The organism is Bradyrhizobium erythrophlei, assembly GCF_900142985.1.
Classification (GTDB): Bacteria; Pseudomonadota; Alphaproteobacteria; order Rhizobiales; family Xanthobacteraceae; genus Bradyrhizobium; species Bradyrhizobium erythrophlei_B.
In genome coordinates this window covers 3569780-3586059 of record NZ_LT670849.1, presented here as the reverse complement: position 1 = coordinate 3586059, position 16280 = coordinate 3569780, and the positions used below count along the sequence as shown (strand labels likewise).

The window sequence follows — 16280 nt, the reverse complement described above, 5'->3', positions numbered from 1 at the left end:
GATTTCCGATGTCAGAGACCCAAACCCATTCAAACAACATCTATTCCAGCGACGTCGCGTTCACGCCGACCGTGAAGGCGATCCAGGCCCGCAAGGGGTCGCGCGAGGCCTATGCCCATGTCGAGGAACGCGGCGGATGGCGAACCGAGATCGATGAAGATCTGGCGGCGCGTCTATTGGACGCCGACAGCATCTATCTCGCGACCGCTTCCGCCGATGGCCAGCCCTACATCCAGCACCGCGGCGGGCCGGAAGGGTTCATCAGGATTCTCGACAACAAGACGATTGCCTTCGCGGACTTCGCCGGCAATCAGCAATACATCACGCAAGGCAACCTGTCGGAGAATCCGAAGGCCTATATCTTCATCATGGATTATGCGCGGCGGCGCAGGGTGAAGCTCTGGGGCGAGGCGAAAGTCATCGAAGATGACCCGGCGCTTTTGCGATCGCTGATGCCAAAGGGCTATCGGGCGCGTCCCGAGCAGGCGATCCTGTTCAAGATCGCCGCCTGGGATACCAACTGCCCGCAGCACATTCCGCAGAAATTCGATGCGGCTGACGTCGCGGCAGCGCTCGCTGCGCGCGATCAGCGGATCGCCGAGCTTGAAGCAGAACTAGCCGCCCTGAAGGGCCAGTCCGTTGCCAAGAACGCGGGCGACGCTCAGGCCGCCTCGCAGAGCGGCGTCCAGGCAAACTCGGGATAGTACCGTTCCATCATGCGGTCGACATAGGCGATCAGGTTGTCGAACTGCTGGGCCCGCTCGCGCAAGGGCGAGACGAAGAACGGGGTCAGAATCCCGGCCATTACGCCGAAGGCCGTCGCGTCCGCGCCGCAAGGCGTCTTGCCCATCAGATAGGGCTTGTCGCCAAGCTGAACCGACAATGAGAGCAGCGAACGGACGGCCAGATCGACGTCCTCGTCCGGCGCGTGACGGCCAAGGCCGCTGATGAGATAATTCTCGGCGACGCGGAACTGGGCGTCCTCGCGCAGTTTTTCCCGCATATGCGCCGGCGCGCCATCGAAGAAATGCGACGGCCCCTTGGCGAAGTTGTCCGGGTCGGTCCAGCGGGCGCCGATCAGCGCCCAGTACATGTGGTGTTCGATCATGCGCTCGAACGCCCAGGCTTGGGCGCGCTGCTGCAAGTTCAGCGGCGCGTCGAAGTCGAAACCGTATTTGCCCTCGACATGCGCACGGATGAAGGTCGAATCGGCGACCGCCTCGGCCTCATCCACGATATAGGGCAACTGCCCCTTGGGAGATGCGTTGGGCCTCGTCTTTTCCTTGACGTAGCCGAGGCCAGCCATCTTGAGCTGGACCTCGGTTTTGGTCACGAACGGGCTCATTTCCGGCAGGCCGAAGCCAGGGCCAAAGCCATAAAGCGTGATCACTGGAGCACTCCGATTCTCCTGAAAAACGCCTTCAGGCTAGCGACACCCTGCTGCCACCGTGGTGTCAGCAGTGGCGAAAACGTCGTCCATAGGTCGAGGCCGTAAAGTAGGATCATGGGACAAACCCCTCTCGATTTGAGTGTTGTCACCGGTATACTTGCCACCTGCTGCCAACATGGTGTCAGCATCCGAGAGCGCCCTCGGAAAAATTCGAGCGGAAAAAGATACGAGACCTCTCATGCGACGTGCCGACCGTCTGTTTCAGATCATTCAGGTGCTAAGGCGCACCCGAAAGCCACTGACTGCGGATGCGATCGCGGCCGAACTCGAAACCTCCAAACGCACGATCTACCGCGACATCGCCACGCTGATGGAGCAGCGGGTGCCGATCCGCGGCGAGGCCGGCATGGGCTACATCCTGGAAAAGGGCTTTGACCTGCCGCCCCTGATGTTGACGCCCGACGAGATCGAGGCCGCGGTGTTGGGGGCGCAATGGGTCGCCGGCCATGCGGATGAAGCGTTGTCACGCGCCGCTGCCGACCTGATCGCCAAAATCTCCGAGACCGTGCCCGAGCGCTTGCGGCCCTTCGTGCTTGAACCGGCGAGCCGCGCGCGGCCGGCCTGGCGCAAGGAGCCTGATCGCATCGACATGGCGCGGACGCGGGCCCACATTCACGAAGGCAAGAAGATCACACTGCGTTATCGCGACGAGCACGGACGCGACAGCGAGCGCACCATCTGGCCGATTGCGATCGGCTATCTGGAAGCGGTACGGCTGCTCGCGGCATGGTGCGAATTACGCCGGGACTTTCGCTCTTTCCGCACCGACCGCGTCGTCGACGCCGTCTACCTCGATGAAAAATACCCTGAAAGGCGAGACCTGCTCCGGGCAAAATGGCGGCGCAGCCTGGTCTGGGAAGCTCCGAGCGATATGTGATGGTGGCAGCGGCAAATCAGTCTTCGACGTCGGACAGCCCGTGCCAGTCCTGTGGCGCATGCTGCGCCTATTCGAGCAACTGGCCGCGGTTTTCCACCGAAGACGATGTCGCGCTCGGCCTCATCCCGGAAAAATTCGTCAACGAAAGACAATCCGGCATGCGCTGCGAAGGCGACCGTTGCTCGGCGCTGTCAGGACGGGTCGGCGTTGAAACTTCGTGCGTGGTCTACGCGGTGCGGCCCGAAGTGTGCCGCACCTGCATGCCGGGCGACGCCGAATGCGATATGGCGCGGCGCAAATGGGGGCTGCCGGTGCTCGGATGATTTCCCGCGTGGGTCGTCCCTGCGACCCGGCTACGCCAAGGCTTCGCCGGGGGCGAGCACTTTGGGCCGCCGAAGCTGCAAGCGAAAGCGGCACGCAAGGACCCATACCGCGTGATGCCTCGATGAGGCACTGAAAGTCATTATCGAATTCGGTGGTTATGGGTCCCGGCTCGCGCTGGCGCTTGGCCGGGACGACAGGCCAAAACTTACGCCGTGACGGCTTTGGCGAACTCGGCAAAGTCCGCGTCGTCGAGTTCGTCGTCGATCGGCGTGACCGCCGAGAGCGGCTTGGTCGACAGGGTGATCGGCTTGCGGCCGTTCACGGACGTCGGCTGCGTCCGCTCTGCGGGTTCACGGGACAGGGCGAAAAGCGTCGAACCGACGCGGCCGCCGGCGTGAACCAGCTCCTGCTCGGTGCAGCTCGCAGCTATCGCGAGCGCCAGCGAGTGCAGGTGGCTCTTGCGATAGCAAAACAGTGCCAGCATCGCCCGAACATCGGGCGAGACGCTTGCCACGAGCTGCGGCAAGCCGTGCTCGCTGGCGCGATACATTTCACCGAGCAGTTCGTCTCGGACCGGGCAAAAGTCGTTCTCGAGCATTTGCATATCCCCCGCGCCTGAGGATGCAATGCGACTCTCTAACGAAAGGTTAACCAAGCCCCCCAGTAGTGCCACGGAGAACTTGATCGGCAGCCCATGTTGTAAATCGGACTGATTCGGTTCGCGCCAGCGGCCGAAAAACCAGCTCGTCAATCAGTTCGCGGCCATGAAGATCGACAGGCCGAAGCCGGTCAGGTGGTGCAGCGCCTGGTCGACGCCGATCAATGTCCAGAACCAGGGATGCTGGTTCTCCTGCGTCACGCCGAGCCGCGACGACACCAGTCCCTTGCACCGATCGACCGTGATGTGAATGACAAAATCGATCACGGCCACGAACCAGAACCGTGGCGCCACGATCAGGATAAAGGCAAGCGCAACCGCAAAGTGCACGCCGCAATGGGCGAGCAGGGGAAGCGCCCATCCCTCCCGTTGATCCTTGCCGATCGCCATCCAGGATGTTTGCAACACGAAGTCGGCAATGACGTGCTTGACGGTCAAAAGGACCATCCATCCGATCAGTGCGCCTACCGGTACCGATGCGGACATGGGGGGAAACGACAAAGCTGAAGCCCTCGGACTTGAAAGATTGAAAATAAACGGCGGCTTCAGCGCGACTTCTTCTTGTTGAACCCCCGACAAATACACGCGGGGTTCCCCATTTTATGACATCTCCCGGTTCGGAATGCACCACCGTCGCTTTCGAAAAACACAGGGTGTGGCCGATGCGCGCAGCCACCGGTAAGGTTACCTGCGGCAGCTTGATTGCAATCCACCGTTATGCGGATATCATGCACCCTTATAAAATTATCGTTCTTTTTTAGACATTTAGGACGTCGTTCGGGCAATTTTCGGCGCCGCTTGCGCTATCGAAGGCGCCCTAAGGTTGCGGATATGAGCCATGAGTGCTGAAGTCCCGACATCATCACCCGACACGCGCCACTCGCGTCCGCCGCTTCTCAACAGCAACCGCCGACAGGTGGTCCTGTTTGCCGCGCTGACCTTGATTCTGACGGTCGCAACCGTGTGGGGCGGCCGCATTCTGCTCAGGGATTCCGAAACGCTGGTCTTTGCCGTGGGCGAAGCGAGCGGGCCCGAGGCGCGGTTTGCCGCCAGATTGGCTGCCATGCTCAAGGCAACCTCGTCGCGGCTTCAGGTCAAGATCGTCCGTAATGCCGACAATGCCAAGGCGCTCGGCCAATTCGACCGGAAACTGGCGGATCTCGCCGTGTTGCGAACCGATGCGAAAATTCCACCTCGCGCCCGCTCGATCGCCATTCTTGAGCACGACGTGCTGATGCTGATCAGTCCCGGCGACAAGAAGATCAAATCGCTGGCGGAACTGAAGAAAAAGAAAGTCGCCGTGTTGGCAAGCGGCAACAATCTCGCCTTTGTGCGCAATGTTCTCGACATAGCAGAGGGCTCGGATGCCACTTCGCGGCTGCAACTGGCGCCGGCGAATGCAACACTCGACAAGCTGTTCGCCTCTGGCGGCTATGGCGCCGTCATCGCGGTCGACCATGCATCCGCGATCGTGAAGGACAAGAACTTCGAACAGATCGCCAAGCGGGCGCCATTCACAGTGAACGCCGTCGACGAGGCGAAGGCCTTGAGCCGGCGCCATCCTGGAATTCTGGAGGAGACGCTGGCCACGGGGTTGTTGTCCTCGACGCCGCAGATTCCCGACGATGATCTCGACACGGTCGGGCTGCAATGGCTCCTGGTCGGACAGACCACCATGTCGGCGAACACCGCAGGCGACCTTGCGCGCACCATCTATGAAAACAAGGCAGAGCTTGCGCTCGACGACGGCTTTGCCACCAAGATCGAACCGGCCGACGTCGACAAGACCGCCCTCGTCGTCGCCCATCAAGGCGTCACCGAATATATCAACGACACCGCCAAATCATTCCTCGAACGCTACAGCGACCTGTTCTATCTGGGCGTCGCCGCACTCAGCGTGATCGGCTCGCTGTTTGTCGCGCTCTACACCAAGGTTACGCGGGTCGCGCCGGAAAAGGCCAGCGAACTCGCAACCGCCATCCTCGACATCGGCGAGCGGGCCGCGGATGCAAAGAGCATGGAGGCGCTCGACAGCCTTCAGGATGAGCTTGAACGCGTGCTTCGCGGTGTCGTGATCGGACTTCGCGACGGCACCATTTCCAGCGATGGGCTGGATACCTTCAAGCTTGGATATGAATTCGTGCGCGACGAGATCGGCTTGCGGCGCGAGAGCCTGAAGCGGCAGGGCGGGCACGACGACAACGTGGTAGTCGTCAAAACCGCGCAAAGCGCCTAAGAGACAGCGCGCCCGATGTCCAGATCGTCCACTTTCCCGGTTTTCGATCAGTTTGTGACCGCAACAACCGGCCGCAACATGACGAGCGCAGCCTATGTTGCCGTCACTTGCGGCGTTGTCGCGATCGTGCTGTTGACGGTCGATCCGGCCTACCCGGCCCTGCATTACCTGATCTACACTGCGCTGTGGGCGTGCCTGGCTTTTTTCGTCTTTGAATGGGTGATCAGGCTCCGCCATGCCGCAAATATCGGCCGCCGGCCTGCCTACATCCTTTCGTTCCGGGGAATCGTGGATATGGCTTCCGCGCTCGCGGTGCCTGTCGCCCTGGTGGCCGAGATCAGTCCAAGAAGCGCCTGGCTGCTCGGCATGTTCTGGGTGCTCAAGGTCGTGCCCGGCATTCGCGGCTTGCGGCAATTGCGCCGGGTCATCGTTCAGGAATCCGGTCCACTGCTGAGTGTGCTTGTTATTTTTCTCACCGTGCTGTTCCTGGCTTCCGTCGCGGAGTTTGTCCTGGAGCACGAGGTGCAACCGGCCGCCTTCGGCAGCGTACCTGCAGCGCTTTGGTGGGCAGTGGCGACCCTGACCACGACCGGATATGGCGACGTGGTCCCGATCACGCCGCTCGGCCGCATCATCGCCGCCGCCGTCATGATCTGTGGCCTCGGCGTATTCGGCCTGTGGACCGGCATTCTCGCCACCGGCTTTGCCGCGGAAACGCGCCGCGATAATTTCCTGCGGACCTGGGAGCACGTGAGCAAGGTGCCGTTCTTCGCCACGCTCGGCTCGTCTGCGATCGCCGACGTCACCCAGATGCTGCGGACCATCGATCTTCCGCCGCGAACCACCATCATTCGCAAAGGCCAGAGCGGCGACTGCATGTATTTCATCGCCAACGGCGAGGTCGAGGTCGACCTTCCGGGCAAGAAAGTGGCGCTTGGCGAAGGCGCGTTCTTCGGCGAAATGGCGCTTCTGGGCAACAACCTGCGCTCGGCCAATATCACGACGACGCGGGTGTCGCAGCTATTGGTGCTTGACCTCGTCGACTTTCGGCTGTTGATGGCCCGGCATCCCGATCTCGCCGAAACGATTGAAGCCGAAGCGAAGCGGCGTGCGCAGGAAAACAAGTAGCGAAATAAACAGCGGAGACAAGAATGTCGGAAAACGACGCAAGCCCGCCGGTGCTTGATCGCCAGGGCGCCCGCGCCGCCATTCGATTGAACCGGCCAAGACATCTCAATCGCCTGCAAGCCGACGATCTCGACGTTCTTATGAGGCTGTTTACGGAGATCGAGGCTGATTCAGGGCTGCGCGTTCTCGTGCTGACCGGCACCGGCCGTGCGTTCAGCGCGGGTTACGATCTCAATTCGGTCGCCGAGCGCGCAGTTAGCGACGTCGAACAGAAAAGCGCGGGCTCGGCCTTTGAAGCCGTCGTGAACCGGCTGGAGGATATCGGCATCCCCACGATCTGCCGGCTCAATGGCGGCGTTTACGGCGGTTCGACCGATCTTGCGCTCGCCTGCGATTTCCGCATCGGCGTCGATACCTGCGAAATGTTCATGCCCGCGGCGCGGCTCGGTTTGCACTATTACAAGAGCGGGATCGCGCGCTACGTGGCGCGGCTCGGGCTCGATAACGCCAAGCGGCTGTTCCTGACCGCCGAGAAGATCGGCGCGCCGGAAATGTTGCGGATCGGCTATCTCACTTCGGTCGTGCCCGCCGAGGCCCTCGACGAGGAAGTCGACCGGCTGGCCAACATTCTGGCTGGCAATGCGCCGATCGCCATGCGCGGCATGAAGCAGACGATCCATGAAATCGCGCGCGGCAGGCTTGACGAAGCGGCCGCCGATCGCCGCGCCCGCGACAGCATGCGCGGCGACGAAATCAAGGAAGGCATCAAGGCCTTTGCCGAGAAGCGCCCGCCGAAGTTTTGAGCCTTCGTTCTTGCGATGATGAAACCGTCCTGAAACCAAACTCCTCTGTTCTCGATTGAACGCGCCGCACAGACGCCCCGACCAACGATCGGGACATAACAATGGCTCGTTAAACACTGGAGATTACGACAATGACTCGCAAGATTACCCTCGGACTGATCGCTGCGGCCTCTCTTGCCGCGGCAGCGCTTGCGCCGGCTTCCGCTTCTGCTCGCGGCTTTCATGGCGGCTGGCACCACGGCTTCGGCTTCGGCGGCCTCTACATCAACACCGGCGTGAACGATTGCTATCAGGAGCGGGTTGTACAGACCCGCCACGGCCTGCGCGTGCGTATGGTCAACGTTTGCTACTGATCCGCTTCAAAACACAATGAAGCCCCGAACGGTGAAACGATCGGGGCTTCTCTCATCGCTTTATGTGTCAACAAAAGTTGCCGCCTCCGCCACTTCGGCGCGCGTCGTGCGATAGCTGTTGATACGGTGATCGCGGTCTGCAAAGCCAAAGGATATGCCGCACACCACGCGTCGGTCGTCGCCGATATCGAAATGACGCCGGATCAAACCTGATTGATGCGCGAGCGCGGCTTGCGGAATCGTGCCGAGGCCGAGCGCTTGCGCTGCCAACATGAAATTGCTGACATAGGCGCCGCAGTCGATCGCACCATAAACGCCAAGGGCCTCGTCGGTGTGGATGATGGCGACGTGCGGCGCGCCGAAGAAATTGAAATTCTCCAGCGCCTGTTTCGCGTAAGCGGCCTTGTCGCCCTTGGCGATGCCAAGCGTGTTGTAGAGCTGAAAGCCGCTCTCCCGCCGCCGCTGCAGGTACACGCCGCGATATTCCCGCGGGAACGGAAAATCGCCATCATCGACGCCTGAGGCCGCCGACGCATAGATGGCTTTCCGAAACTTTTCTTTGGCCTCGCCGCTTGCGATCACGACCTGCCACGGCTGGCTGTTGCACCAGGACGCGGTGCGCTGTGCCGCTTTCAATATTCGCTCGATGACCGGTCGCGGCACGGGATCAGGCCTGAAGGCGCGGCAGGAAAAGCGCTCGCCGAGCAGTTCCTCCAGAACGGCGATCCGTTCCTCGTCTTTTCGTTGCATCGAAGCGTCCTTTTTTCGGTCTTGCTCTCACGCTAAACGTGGATCACTGGCAGAGGCAAGTCGCCAGCCTTGAAACGTCAGCTCCGGAACGATGAACATGACGACCAGCTATCCGCCCCTCCCGCTCCCCTCAGGCATCCGTTCGCGCTTCGTCGAAGGCATCAACGGCCTCACCATGCATGTGCTGGAGGCCGGCTTTGAAAGCCGGGACCGGCCTTGCGTTCTGTTGCTGCATGGCTTCCCGGAACTCAGCTATAGCTGGCGCAAGGTGATGCCCGCGCTGGCGCAGGCCGGCTATCACGTGCTTGCGCCGGACCAGCGCGGCTATGGCCGCACCACCGGCTGGGATGGCAGTTTCGACGGAGATCTCCGTTCGTTTGGCCTGCCCAACCTGGTGCACGACGCGCTTGGCGTCGTCGCGGCGTTCGGCCATCGCTCGGTAGCGGCCGTGGTCGGGCATGATTTCGGCAGCTCGGTTGCGGCCTGGTGCGGGATTATCCGGCCCGACGTGTTCCGCTCGGTGGTGCTGATGAGCGCGCCCTTTGCAGGTGCGCCACAGCTTGCATTCGGCATCGCGGATGCGCCGTTACCGCCAAAGCGCATCGACCCCGTTCACCAAGAACTCGCCGCCCTGCCGCGTCCGCGCAAGCACTATCACTGGCACTATTCGACGCGCGAGGCCAACGACGACATGTGGCGCGCGCCTCAGGGCGTACATGATTTCCTGCGCGCCTATTACCATCACAAGAGCGCGGACTGGAAAGACAACCGGCCGCATCCGCTGAAATCCTGGTCGGCGGCTGAGCTTGCGAAGCTCCCGACCTATTACGTGATGGATCTCGCGAAAACCATGTCGGAGACGGTGGCGCAAGAAATGCCGTCCAAGGAACAAATCGCCGCCAATACCTGGCTCCCCGACCATGAGCTCGCGGTCTACAGCGCCGAATATCAGCGCACCGGATTCCAGGGCGGCTTGCAATGGTATCGCGGCGCATTCACCGCAGAACTCGAGACCTGGTCTGGCAGGAGCATCGACGTGCCGTCCTGCTTTATCTCGGGCAAGCAGGATTGGGGGACCCATCAGCGTCCCGGCGTATTCGAGACCATGCAGACGACCGCCTGCACGCGGATGACCGACGTTCACCTGGTCGACGGGGCCGGGCACTGGGTGCAGCAGGAGCAGCCGGAGGAGGTCAGCCGCTTGCTGCTGCAATTCATCGTGCGTTTTTGAACCTGAATGTTTGACCTTGGCTTGGGACCTGCTATATCGGATTTAGAATCATTCTAAACTGATACCAAGGGCCACGCCGTGAAGAAATTTGCCGATTTGACAGAGCGGGAAGTGCTGGCGGTGGCAATCGCCTCCGAAGAGGAAGACAGCCGCATTTACATGAGTTTCGCGGAAGACCTCGCGGAGCGCTATCCGGAATCCGCCAAGCTGTTCGAGCAGATGGCGGAGGAAGAAAAAGGCCACCGTCACATGCTGCTCGAAATGTACGAACAGCGATTTGGCCAAAATCTGCCGCCGATCCGGCGCGACAACGTCAAGGGCTTTTTGCGCCGCCGCCCGATCTGGCTGACCAAGAACCTCTCGCTCGAGACCATTCGAAAAGAGGCCGCGACGATGGAGTTCGAGGCCGAGCGGTTTTACATCAAGGCCGCCGAGCAGACCCAGGACGTCGGCGTGCGCCGGTTGCTCGCCGACCTTGCCGAAGCCGAAAAAGGCCACGAGCACGTCGCAGCGAAACTGACCGACGAGATTCTCACGCCCGACGTACGTGAGGAAGAAGACAGGACGCGCCGGCGCGTATTCGTGCTGCAATATGTGCAGCCGGGCCTCGCCGGGCTGATGGACGGATCGGTCTCGACGCTGGCGCCGCTGTTTGCCGCTGCGTTCGCCACTCACCAGAACTCGCAAACCTTTCTCGTTGGTCTTGCCGCTTCGATCGGCGCCGGCATCAGCATGGGATTTGCGGAAGCCTTGTCCGATGACGGCTCGCTCACGGGGCGTGGTTCGCCATGGCTGCGCGGCCTGACCTGCGGCCTGATGACCGCACTTGGCGGCCTCGGACACACCATGCCGTATCTGGTGCCCGATCGCTGGGCTAATGCATTCTGGATTGCAACCGCGATCGCCGGAATCGTGGTGTTCGTCGAATTGTGGGCGATCGCCTATATCCGCGCGCGCTATATGGATACGCCGTTCCTGCAGGCCGTGTTCCAGATCGTGCTTGGCGGCGTCATCGTGCTTGGCGTCGGTATTTTGATCGGGGCCGCATAGAGAAATCGAACGACAGCAATCCCGGTCTAGCGGCTGTCATCTCGGCTGCGCATATTCCGCGCGAACGAAGGTTAGACCGGGAGGGATGACGTGGCGACATCACCGTGGAGTTTTGCGACCGCCTCCGAATTATCCGAAGCGCTCGCGCAGAAGAAGGTCTCCGCCGTCGAACTGACGGAACACGCGATCAGCCGCATCGAACGTCACGACACAAAAGTCAACGCGGTTTGCGTGCGTGATTTCGAGCGCGCGCTCACATCTGCCCGCGCGGCCGACGCCGCGCGCGGACGCGGCGAGAACAAGCCGCTGCTCGGCATTCCCATGACGGTGAAGGAATCCTTCAATCTCGTGGGAACACCGACGACCTGGGGCATTCCGGCGCAAAAGGATTTTCACCCGAAAGAAGATGCGCTCGCGATCACACGTATCAAGGACGCCGGCGGCGTCATCCTCGGCAAGACGAACGTGCCGCTCGGGCTCGGCGATTGGCAAAGCTACAACGACATCTACGGCACCACGAATAATCCTTACGATCTCGGCCGTACGCCCGGCGGCTCTTCTGGCGGGTCGAGCGCGGCACTCGCGACAGGCTACGGTTCGCTCTCGATCGGCACCGATCTCGCCGGATCGTTACGCGCGCCGGCTTTTCACTGCGGCGTCTTCGCGCACAAATCCACGCAGGGGTTGGTGCCTTTCCGCGGTCATGTGCCGCCGCCATTTCCGGCGCTGCCCAGCGATCGCGACATGGGATCGATCGGCCCGATGGCACGCTCGGCGGCGGACCTCTCGCTCTTGCTCGACGTCGTCGCGGGACCAGATCCACTTGACTCCGGCAAGGCCTACCAGCTGTCATTGCCGCCGCCCTGCCATGCTGACTTGAAGAGCTTCCGCATACTCGTGATCGACAGCGAAGCGATGCTGCCGACCGATACGGTTGTGCGCTCAGCGATCGACAGGCTTGCATCCAATCTCGGCAAAGCCGGTGTGCAAATTGCGCGCGAAAGTCCACTCTGGCCGGATTTTGCAGCGACGTCTGCTCTCTTCATGCGGATGCTGATGTCGGCGCTCTCGGTCGGTTTCGCGCCGGAGATTTATGAGGGCGCGGTTGCGGCCGCGGCCAGTCTTCCCGCCGACGACCGGAGCGGACAGGCCGAGCGGCTGCGCGGCATCGCATTCAGCCATCGGGACTTCGTGATGGCGGAGAGCGCACGCGCGCAGTTGCGGGCGAAGTGGCGCGCGTTGTTCGAAAGCTTCGATGCCGTGATATGCCCTGTGATGCCGACGCCGGCTTTTCCCCATGATCACACCGCCGAGCAGGAAAGTCGCCGCATCATGATCGATGGCAAGGAATTTCCATTTGCCGACCAGATGGCGTGGCAGGCCGTCGCCAATCTCACCGGTCTGCCTGCGACCGCAATCCCGATCGGTTTTTCGCCCAACGGCTTGCCGGTCGGCGCGCAGATCATCGGTCCGTGGCTGGAGGATCGCACGCCGATCAAGCTTGCGGAATTGATCGAACGCGAGTTCGGCGGCTTCGTGCCACCGCCTGACTTCAACGACTAGAGATCGGCTTCAGGCCTCGACGCGGAAACCGACTTCGATCACGGCGTCGTGCGGAATCTTGAAGAAGTCGGGTGCGCGGCTGGCGATCCTGTTGAGGAAAGAGAACAGCGCGAAGGTCAAGGGATTCATCGATGATCCGGCCTCGCGGCGGACGATGGTCTCATGCGCGAGATAATAGTTCTTGTGGTCAAGGTCGCCGTCGAAGCCAAGCTTGTTGCAATTAATCAAGGTCAGCGGGATGTCCGGCGTCTGCATGAAGCCGAGCCGCACCTGGATGCGATAGAAGCCGTGACCGAGGCGGTGCACGGAGTGACGATCGCCGAAGGGCACGCGCGGCCGGCGATCGGGCACGAACGTAAGCAGCACCACCGTCTGATGCAGCACGCGGTTATGCTCGATGTGACGCAGCAGCATCGGCGAAGCGCCATGCTCGACCTTGGTGAGCCAGACGCCCATGCCGGGCGCGCGACCAATCACCGCCTTGTCCGCATAGTCCAGGAACTCGTTGAGTGGCATCGACATCTCGTGCAGGCGGCGCCGTACCTCGGAGGATCCCTTGCGCCATGACAGCATCAGCGTTGCGATCAGCGTGCCGACCAGTAGCGGAAACCAGCCGCCCTCGACGATCTTCAGCGAGTTGGAAACCAGAAAGGCAGCATCGATCGCGCCGAAGATGGCGATGACGGGAATCGCGAGGCCTTGCGGCCACTTCCATCGCGACACGGCGACCCGGTAGAGCAGGATGGTCGTAATCAACATGGTGCCGGACACCGCGATGCCGTAGGCCGCGGCAAGATTGTCGGACGAGCGAAACAGCACCACCGTCAACAGCGTGCCGGTCATCAACAGCCAGTTGGCGGCAGGCACATAGACCTGGCCGGCCTCATCGTAAGAGGTTGGGGTGATACGTACCCGCGGGCATACGCCCATCTGCATCGCCTGGCGTGTCAGCGAGAACACGCCGGACACCAACGCCTGCGAAGCGATGATGGTGGCCAGCGTCGCCAGACCCACCATCGGGATCAGCGCCCAGCCAGGTACGAGCTTGTAGAAGGGATTATCGGCAGCGGACGGATCGGCCAGGATCAGCGCGCCCTGCCCGAAATAATTCAAGAGCAGCGCCGGCAGCACCAGCCCGAACCATGCGCGTCGGATCGCGGTCGCGCCGACATGGCCCATGTCGGCATAGAGCGCCTCTCCTCCGGTCAGCGCGAGGAAGACGGCGCCGATCACGACAAAGGCGACCTTGGGATCGCCGAGCAAGAAATGCGCGGCCTCGAGCGGATTGACCGCGCGAAGGATCGCCGGCGCAGCAACGATGTTGACGATGCCGAGCAGACCGATCACGACGAACCACGCCACCATGACCGGGCCGAACAGTTTTCCGATGCTCTCGGTACCGTGACGCTGGATCATGAAAAGGCCGACCAGGATCGCGATGGTAGCCGGCAGGATGAAGTGCTCGAAGGTCGGTGCGACCAATTTCAAACCCTCCATCGCCGACAGTACGGAGATGGCTGGCGTGATGACGCCGTCCCCGTAAAGCAGCGACGCGCCGACTACGCCGAGCAGCACCAGGAGGGGAAGTTTCCCGCCGTCCGCGACCTTGTCCGCCGCAACCAACGACAGCAGCGCCAGAATGCCGCCCTCGCCTTCATTGTCAGCGCGCAGGATGAAAATCACATATTTCAGGGAGACCATGGCCATCAGCGCCCAAAGAATGAGCGATACGATCCCGGTGGTCTCGGCTGCGGTAGGTGCCGGGTGGCCTAGCCCGGTCAGCGCTACCTGGAAGGCATAAAGCGGGCTGGTGCCAATATCGCCGAACACCACGCCGAGCGCAGTCAGGGCCAAAAACCACGGGCTGCCAGCATGATGCAGCTCTTTCTCGTGACCGAGCACGGGCTCCTGACGGTCGAAGCCGAAACTTGTCACCGAGCGATCGATCAAGCCGCTCAAAGCTGCACCTCGCATAGAGGACAGAACACCTGTCCTCTCAAATGCAAGCGCCGTGCCGTGTCAGCTCACGGAGCGGAAACAATCCCGCAATATCTTCCAAGCCGTATCAAAACCTAGCCGACGAGGTCGCCAGCCTCTTTCATGCCGACGGCGCGGTCACCGAGCAGGAGTTCGGTGATCGCGTGTTGCCTGCCGTCATCGCCAAGCCGGAACGGATCGCCAGGCGAAAGGCGGTGATCGATCACGAACCGCGACAACAGCAGGCGGCGCGCATCGCCGCGCGCCTCGTGAATACGACCAGCCTCCCACGCCAGCGCAACCGCGCTTGCGACATGATAGAGAAGACTGGTGGCGCGGCGGGCCTCGGCTTCGTTTTCGCTGCGGCCCGCGACCTCTTTGGCAAATCGAACGGCGGAGTCGGCAAGCCCGCGCAAGCGATCGCGGAAGGCGCTTGGTACATTGGCGCTGTCATCGAGCCTTGCATTCAGATCGGCTGACAGCGCCGCGTCCGCGCCGTGACGGCCGACCGCGCGCTTCAGCGCATCGATCGCGACGATGTTGCCGGTGCCTTCCCAGATCGAACCGAGATGCGCGTCGCGCAGCAGCCGCGCGGTCGCGAATTCCTCGATGTAGCCGATGCCGCCGCGCATCTCCATCGCATCGCCGCAGACCTTGCGGGCATCGCGCGTGGCGCGAAACTTCAGCGTCGGCGTCAAAATCCGCAACAGCGCCGCGGCATCCTGACTGCCGGCTTCGGCGCGGTCGAGCGCGTCGGCGGTGAGGAAACTCATCGACAGCGCCTGCTCAGTGGCCAGCATGATCTTCATCAATTGCCGTCGCGCCAGCGGCAGATCTATGATGCGGCTGCCGAACACCACGCGGTTACGGGCGACCGTCGTCGCGTCGTGGTAGGCGCGCCGCATCAGCGCGGTAGACTTCACGCCGTTCGACAGCCGCGAGGAATTCACCATCTCGGCCATCTGCACGAAGCCGCGGTCGAGTCGGCCGACCGCGTAAGCGATCGCGCCTTCGAGCTTGATCTCGCCCGAGGCCATCGAGCGCGTGCCGAGCTTGTCCTTCAGCCGCACGATCCGGTAAGCGTTGGGCGAGCCGTCATCCAGCGTGCGCGGCATCAAGAACAGACCGACGCCGCGCGTGCCCGGTCCCGCCCCTTCCGGGCGCGCCAGCAGCATCACGACCCTGGCGTCGGCGTTCGAGCAAAACCATTTCTCGCCATAGAGCCGCCAGTGATCGCCCTCCGGCACGGCTGATGTCGTCAGCGTGCCGACATCGGAGCCGCCTTCCTTTTCGGTCATGAACTGGCCGCCCTGGGTCAGTCTGTCCATGTCCGTCGATGTCAGACCATCGAGATACTTTGCCTTCAGCGCCTCGCTGCCGAAATTCGCGAGCAACTTGGCGCAGCCATCGGTGACGTTGATCGGGCAGCCCATCCCGAACTCGGCCTGGTTGAACAAAAACGTAAAGGCGTGCTTGGCGACGACAGGATATTTATCGGGCCAGCCGAGAATGCCCTTGCGCAGCGACATCGCATGGATGCCGAATTCGCCGAACGCAGCGCGTTCAAGCTCGCGATAGGCCGGATGATATTCGATCCATTGCGCGTCACGGCCGAAGCGGTCGCGCTGATGCAGCACCGGCACGTGGCGATCGGCGAGCCGTGCACATTCATCGAGATGGCCGCCGGCGAGCCCGCCGAGGCGATCCAGATGCGGTTCGATATGGCGAAACAGCGCCTCCGGCAGGTGGATACGCAAGAGGTCGGAAAGCGCAGGGTCCGCACGATAAAAATTCATGCCTGACGTATCCGGCGCCAGCAAGCCTGGCTCAGAATTCCAATTGGCAACGCGATTTTGCGGGTCCTGCATTGAATTCCCTCG

General features: G+C 62.0%; 16 protein-coding genes. 10 read left to right on the top strand and 6 right to left on the bottom strand.

The genetic code is table 11. From position 1 onward, the window contains the following. Nucleotides 1-8: 8 nt before the first annotated feature. Complete coding sequence (locus tag BUA38_RS16690; RefSeq protein WP_072819337.1) at nucleotides 9-704, top strand: pyridoxamine 5'-phosphate oxidase family protein; 696 nt, start codon at nucleotides 9-11, stop codon at nucleotides 702-704. On the opposite strand, the gene BUA38_RS16685 is transcribed toward BUA38_RS16690, so the two are convergent. Continuing rightward, entirely contained in the window at nucleotides 662-1390 is a 729-nt protein-coding gene (locus tag BUA38_RS16685) for a glutathione S-transferase family protein (protein WP_072819335.1), read from the bottom strand. The genes BUA38_RS16690 and BUA38_RS16685 overlap by 43 nt on opposite strands. Before the next feature lie 238 nt (nucleotides 1391-1628). On the opposite strand from BUA38_RS16685, the gene BUA38_RS16680 reads away from it, so the two are divergent. Then, nucleotides 1629-2327 (top strand): helix-turn-helix transcriptional regulator, encoded by a 699-nt coding sequence (locus tag BUA38_RS16680; RefSeq protein WP_072819333.1) that lies wholly within the window; start codon nucleotides 1629-1631, stop codon nucleotides 2325-2327. Continuing rightward, nucleotides 2327-2650 (top strand): YkgJ family cysteine cluster protein, encoded by a 324-nt coding sequence (locus BUA38_RS16675; protein ID WP_072819331.1) that lies wholly within the window; start codon nucleotides 2327-2329, stop codon nucleotides 2648-2650. Before BUA38_RS16680 ends, BUA38_RS16675 begins: the two co-directional genes overlap by 1 nt. A gap of 206 nt (nucleotides 2651-2856) precedes the next feature. Here BUA38_RS16675 and BUA38_RS16670 read toward each other — a convergent pair whose 3' ends face one another. Beyond that, nucleotides 2857-3255, bottom strand: a complete 399-nt coding sequence (locus BUA38_RS16670; protein WP_072819329.1) for a hypothetical protein — start codon at nucleotides 3253-3255, stop codon at nucleotides 2857-2859. 147 nt (nucleotides 3256-3402) lie between these two features. Then, nucleotides 3403-3756: a DUF3307 domain-containing protein gene (locus BUA38_RS16665; RefSeq protein ID WP_072826176.1), complete on the bottom strand. Its 354-nt coding sequence runs from the start codon at nucleotides 3754-3756 to the stop codon at nucleotides 3403-3405. A 391-nt stretch (nucleotides 3757-4147) separates the two neighbouring features. Between BUA38_RS16665 and BUA38_RS16660 the strand changes: the two genes are divergently transcribed. The 4 genes from BUA38_RS16660 to BUA38_RS16645 all read left to right on the top strand — a co-directional run bounded on the left by BUA38_RS16660 (nucleotide 4148) and on the right by BUA38_RS16645 (nucleotide 7829). Further along, nucleotides 4148-5545, top strand: a complete 1398-nt coding sequence (locus tag BUA38_RS16660) for a TAXI family TRAP transporter solute-binding subunit (RefSeq protein ID WP_072819327.1) — start codon at nucleotides 4148-4150, stop codon at nucleotides 5543-5545. 15 nt (nucleotides 5546-5560) lie between these two features. Continuing rightward, on the top strand, nucleotides 5561-6673 hold the full coding sequence (locus BUA38_RS16655; RefSeq protein WP_072819325.1) for a cyclic nucleotide-gated ion channel: 1113 nt from the start codon (nucleotides 5561-5563) through the stop codon (nucleotides 6671-6673). A 23-nt stretch (nucleotides 6674-6696) separates the two neighbouring features. Continuing rightward, the gene (locus BUA38_RS16650; protein WP_072819323.1) at nucleotides 6697-7476 is read left to right on the top strand and encodes an enoyl-CoA hydratase/isomerase family protein; all 780 of its coding nucleotides are present in this window, start codon (nucleotides 6697-6699) and stop codon (nucleotides 7474-7476) included. 131 nt (nucleotides 7477-7607) lie between these two features. Continuing rightward, the gene (locus BUA38_RS16645; protein ID WP_072819321.1) at nucleotides 7608-7829 is read left to right on the top strand and encodes a hypothetical protein; all 222 of its coding nucleotides are present in this window, start codon (nucleotides 7608-7610) and stop codon (nucleotides 7827-7829) included. 60 nt (nucleotides 7830-7889) lie between these two features. Here BUA38_RS16645 and BUA38_RS16640 read toward each other — a convergent pair whose 3' ends face one another. Continuing rightward, nucleotides 7890-8579 (bottom strand): nitroreductase, encoded by a 690-nt coding sequence (locus tag BUA38_RS16640; protein WP_072819319.1) that lies wholly within the window; start codon nucleotides 8577-8579, stop codon nucleotides 7890-7892. Nucleotides 8580-8676: 97 nt separating this feature from the next. Here BUA38_RS16640 and BUA38_RS16635 point away from each other — a divergent pair, with 97 nt between their 5' ends. The 3 genes from BUA38_RS16635 to BUA38_RS16625 all read left to right on the top strand — a co-directional run bounded on the left by BUA38_RS16635 (nucleotide 8677) and on the right by BUA38_RS16625 (nucleotide 12423). Next, nucleotides 8677-9810, top strand: a complete 1134-nt coding sequence (locus BUA38_RS16635) for an alpha/beta hydrolase (RefSeq protein ID WP_072826175.1) — start codon at nucleotides 8677-8679, stop codon at nucleotides 9808-9810. A gap of 78 nt (nucleotides 9811-9888) precedes the next feature. Then, nucleotides 9889-10860, top strand: coding sequence for an iron exporter MbfA (gene mbfA, locus BUA38_RS16630; protein WP_072819317.1), 972 nt, complete (start codon nucleotides 9889-9891; stop codon nucleotides 10858-10860). A 90-nt stretch (nucleotides 10861-10950) separates the two neighbouring features. After that, the gene (locus BUA38_RS16625) at nucleotides 10951-12423 is read left to right on the top strand and encodes an amidase (protein ID WP_072819315.1); all 1473 of its coding nucleotides are present in this window, start codon (nucleotides 10951-10953) and stop codon (nucleotides 12421-12423) included. Between the two features lie 9 nt (nucleotides 12424-12432). Here BUA38_RS16625 and BUA38_RS16620 read toward each other — a convergent pair whose 3' ends face one another. Further along, nucleotides 12433-14382: a potassium transporter Kup gene (locus tag BUA38_RS16620; protein WP_244553264.1), complete on the bottom strand. Its 1950-nt coding sequence runs from the start codon at nucleotides 14380-14382 to the stop codon at nucleotides 12433-12435. Between the two features lie 113 nt (nucleotides 14383-14495). Beyond that, nucleotides 14496-16268, bottom strand: a complete 1773-nt coding sequence (locus BUA38_RS16615; protein WP_072819313.1) for an acyl-CoA dehydrogenase family protein — start codon at nucleotides 16266-16268, stop codon at nucleotides 14496-14498. Nucleotides 16269-16280: the final 12 nt, after the last annotated feature.